Genomic DNA, 4,079 nt, shown 5'->3' on the forward strand with positions numbered 1-4,079 from the left:
TATGGCTTTTCTAATTTTAATAATTTCAGGAATCGCGTATTAGCTTGCTTCTCTGATTAGATAAAATTATAACCACAAGTTCAGGAGAGCCCTAATGCTTTTATTAGCAACTAAAAATAGACGGTTTTACCGAATCTTTAAGATAGAGCGGCAACAGCGAGTCTTTTTTAAATTTTTGATAAAGAACAGGGTAATCGGCGTCAAAAGGGTCAAAAAATTAGGTATAAACTAAAACACTTAGTTGGGATTAATTTAAGGAGTGTCAGAAAAAATCTTTGTATATTATATGATAAAAAGAAAGGATTGATAGTCAATCGTTCACCTACAGATTAAGATTTTCATGGATATTCAATTAATTAATATCGGTTTTGGTAACATTGTGTCTGCTAATCGAGTGATTGCCATTGTCAGTCCCGAGTCAGCGCCAATTAAGCGGATTATTACTGATGCGCGGGAGCGGGGACAACTGGTTGACGCAACTTACGGCCGCCGCACGAGAGCGGTAATTATTACAGATTCGAGTCACGTCATCCTCTCGGCGATTCAGCCGGAAACTGTTGCTAATCGTTTTGCGATCGGCAAAGACGGTCAAGGTCGGGATGATTGAGGTTGGTCAGTTGCAATTTAAGCGTTTACAGTCTAAAGTAAGCGGAAACTTAAATTGTTACACGTTTCTATTCTCAAAATGAAATCTGGTAAATTAATTGTTCTGACGGGGCCTAGCGGTGTGGGGAAAGGCACCCTATTACGATCGCTCCTCAATCGCCATCCCGAATTGTATCTTTCGGTATCGGTGACAACTCGATCGCCCCGTGAGGGAGAAATTGAGGGAAAGCATTACTATTTTGTCAGCCGCAGCCGCTTTGAACAAATGGTTGAGGCTGGAGAATTGGCCGAATCGGCCGAGTTTGCCGGTAATTTTTACGGTACTCCTTATTTGGGTCTCAAACAAGGAATCGGTGAGGGAAAATCGGTAATCCTGGAACTTGAGCTGGAAGGGGCGAGGCAAATTAGGAATAATTTTCCAGAGGCGCTGCGAATTTTTATTTTACCTCCTTCTTGGGATGAGTTGGAACGGCGCTTGCGGAGTCGGGGTCAAGATTCCGAAAGTGCGATCGCCCGTCGGTTGCTGCGGGCTAAAGAGGAAATTGAAGCTGCGGGGGAATTTGATTTTCAGGTTGTTAATGATGATTTAGAAGTTGCTTTAAAAAAACTGGAATCCATATTGTTTGTTAGGGACGGAAAATGAGTGGATGGGGAAAAGTTGTGAGTTTCGACTTGGGAGATGGAAAGAAAGATATAGAATTTGATGATTTTCCTAGATGCAATTTTCTTTGCTTGGGCGATGTACAGATTCTTTGCTCGCGAGTGGGACGATCGCACTTGGATATTCGGAGCGATGTCACCGAATAGGATATTACCCATTACCAATTACCAATTACCCATTTTTCAGTCCGGGCTAAAACTTCGCTACTTTGTTTGATAGCAACACAAACTTTTAAATTCAATTCCAGAATATTTAAGGAAGGCGGAAATTTCCTGAGCGGTTCGATTTCGCGAGCAGAACAGCCTAACATTTCCATATAAGCTAGCGTCCACCCAATAGCTGCAATATCGTCTACATTGCCAGTACCCTCGCACAGGTGACAGCTAATTTCGCCCTCCGGCCCGCACTCGGGACAAACCCAATTTCCCACTTGTGAATAGGGCTGATTTGTGCGGGTTGCGGATGCAATTGTTAATGCTTTAATATGATTTTGAACTACTTGTTTAAAACCTCGGCTTTGATTGCTGCGGTGCTCAGAATTGCCCTGCGATCGCCCGGTTTCTTCTGCTGGCTGTTGCAACGAAGGAAGAGATGCTGTTTGGTTCTCCCTGGTTACTCTAGATTCGCCTAGGTTCGCAGTTAGCTGAATACCATAGCCTTTCGACTCCGAAGTCTGAGAGTGGTTGAGTGCGCTGGAGGAATCGGGTTCGCAAGTTGTGAAGGATGTTTCTATTTGATCGGCAAAATCTTGCATTGAGAGATGATGTTCGATCGCCAAAGACCAAGTTCTTTTATGTCGGAGGTCGCCATATTTTCTGGCTTCGGCCTCAGTAATGCCGATCGCCGCAGCCTCTTGGCGCAGCACATTCATCGAAGTCGTTGTATCTGATATCATGAGTTTGTTTGCAGTTAATTAACGATCTGCCGATCGGTATACAAATAAATTACCTTAGATCTAGTACAATAGTCCGGACTATTTTTAGATCCTAGTCTGAAACCATTGATTTTCCGTTAGGAACTAGATTGCGCAATCGCCCTGAAACCCTTATTTTACGGTTGGCAATCACACACTGTCCGAAGTATTGATAGTAGCCTAAATCTAAAATCTAAAATCTAAAATCTAAAATAGGATGACTTCAATTCTTCCCGATACAGCGTTGTCTGTTGCCGGACTAACATCTTACCTGCAAGACTTGTTGGAGGGCGATCGCAACCTGCAATCAGTTTGGCTGACAGGCGAGGTGTCCAACGTTTCGCACCACCCCAGCGGCTGCTTTTTCACTCTGTGCGACACCGACAAAAGCGCTGCCATTCGCTGCGTGGTGTGGAATTCTCAGCGGCAAAAATTGGTGCAAATGCCCGCAAAAGGAGAACAGTTGCTGGTTTTGGGAAGCATCCGGGTTTACAAAAATCGCGGCGAGTACCAGTTGACTGTTGTGCAATCGCTACCGGCTGGGGAAGGATTGCAGGCTTTGCGGTTGCAGCAATTGCGATCGCGCTTCGATGCTGAGGGTTTCTTCGATCCCGCCAGAAAGCGCCCGATTCCCGCACACCCGCAAATTGTCGCCGTGGTGACATCCGATACCGGTGCTGCTTGGGGGGACATTCAGCGCACTCTAGCCCAAAGGTATCCTGGTTTGCGGGTGTTGCTGTCGCCGACAGGAGTGCAGGGAGAATTGGCTGCTGCTGCCATTGCTAGGGCGATCGCTCGGGTAGAATTGGACGGTAGGGCTGATGCGATCGTTTTAGCGCGCGGCGGCGGTTCTGCGGAAGATTTGGCTTGTTTTAATGATGAGAGAGTTGTCAGGGCGATCGCGAATTGCCCGATTCCAATTATTACAGGAATCGGGCACGAAAGAGACGAATCTCTCGCCGATTTAGTAGCAGATAAACGAGCCCACACTCCCACTGCGGCGGCGGCTCAAGCTGTACCAATTTTGGCAGATATTTACTCTGAACACAAGCAGCGAATGGTCAATTTAGCAAACGCTGTGCGGGCAAGATTTCAGACAGAAGAAGAGCATTTGCAACTGTTACAAAATCGATTAAAACGCTTGCCTGCCACATCCCGAACTTTGCGGCAAGTAACTGGTAAACTGGAGGTATTGCAAGAAAAGTTATCCGCACTGAATCCGGCAGCGGTTTTGCAAAGGGGTTATGCGGCGGTAATCCAAAGTGACGGTACGATCGTCCGCACAACTGACGGTTTGGAATTGGGAGAAGAATTGACTGTGAGGTTGAGTCGGGGCGTGCTGAAAGTTAAGATTGTAGAAGTATTGGATGCAGAAGAAAAGTTATGATTGATTCGCAGTTGCGCCAGTCTGACTGGAATTATGAGGAAACGGTCGATCGAATTGAAGCGATTATCGATCGAGTGGAATCGGGAGAGTTGCCTCTAGAAGAGGTTTTCGAGCAGTTTGCGGTGGCTTTGGAGTGTTGGCAGGAGTGCGAAAGTTTTTTGGCGCGGAGGAAGGAACAGATGGATTTGTCGATCGAGCTTTTAGCTGCGGAACCAGATTTTTAAGCGCAGATAAACGGGGATTAGGGCCGATAAATGTAGAGAAAATAGCGCGTTTTGCCGAAAGCCCGACAGGGAATTAATTTCCTGTCGGAATGTGTGTCTGACCTGTTTGTTGACATAATTAAACACCCGAACTCGATGCAAACCTGACAAATAAACCCCGACCAATAAATCAAATCATCAAAAGGATTTGACATAGTGCTGGGGGGGTGACAACCCGCCCCAAACCCTGAGAGCGTAAAGATTTAACCCACTTGTGGTAAAAAAAGATAGGCAGCCGAATTCTTACAA

At 45.9% G+C, this 4,079-nt stretch carries 6 protein-coding genes; 5 read left to right on the top strand and 1 reads right to left on the bottom strand.

Annotation, left to right across the window (positions count from 1 at the left end):
* The first annotated feature begins 340 nt into the window (after nucleotides 1-340).
* From remA to E5S67_RS31220, 3 genes are all read left to right on the top strand, one after another.
* Entirely contained in the window at nucleotides 341-607 is a 267-nt protein-coding gene (gene remA / locus E5S67_RS31210; RefSeq protein ID WP_172193250.1) for an extracellular matrix/biofilm regulator RemA, read from the top strand.
* A gap of 78 nt (nucleotides 608-685) precedes the next feature.
* Nucleotides 686-1,249 (top strand): guanylate kinase, encoded by a 564-nt coding sequence (gene gmk / locus E5S67_RS31215; protein ID WP_172193260.1) that lies wholly within the window; start codon nucleotides 686-688, stop codon nucleotides 1,247-1,249.
* Complete coding sequence (locus E5S67_RS31220) at nucleotides 1,246-1,413, top strand: hypothetical protein (RefSeq protein WP_172193252.1); 168 nt, start codon at nucleotides 1,246-1,248, stop codon at nucleotides 1,411-1,413. Before gmk ends, E5S67_RS31220 begins: the two co-directional genes overlap by 4 nt.
* 11 nt (nucleotides 1,414-1,424) lie before the next feature.
* Here the strand turns inward: E5S67_RS31220 and E5S67_RS31225 are convergent, their stop codons facing one another.
* Nucleotides 1,425-2,162, bottom strand: coding sequence for a hypothetical protein (locus E5S67_RS31225; RefSeq protein WP_172193254.1), 738 nt, complete (start codon nucleotides 2,160-2,162; stop codon nucleotides 1,425-1,427).
* Nucleotides 2,163-2,397: 235 nt separating this feature from the next.
* On the opposite strand from E5S67_RS31225, the gene xseA reads away from it, so the two are divergent.
* Together xseA and xseB are read left to right on the top strand one after the other, a co-directional pair.
* The gene (gene xseA, locus E5S67_RS31230) at nucleotides 2,398-3,567 is read left to right on the top strand and encodes an exodeoxyribonuclease VII large subunit (RefSeq protein ID WP_172193256.1); all 1,170 of its coding nucleotides are present in this window, start codon (nucleotides 2,398-2,400) and stop codon (nucleotides 3,565-3,567) included.
* Entirely contained in the window at nucleotides 3,564-3,791 is a 228-nt protein-coding gene (gene xseB / locus E5S67_RS31235; RefSeq protein WP_172193258.1) for an exodeoxyribonuclease VII small subunit, read from the top strand. The genes xseA and xseB overlap by 4 nt, the downstream gene beginning before the upstream one ends.
* Nucleotides 3,792-4,079 lie beyond the last annotated feature (288 nt).

Origin of the sequence: Microcoleus asticus IPMA8 (genome assembly GCF_013179805.1) — a bacterium.
GTDB classification, from domain to species: Bacteria; Cyanobacteriota; Cyanobacteriia; order Cyanobacteriales; family Microcoleaceae; genus Microcoleus; species Microcoleus asticus.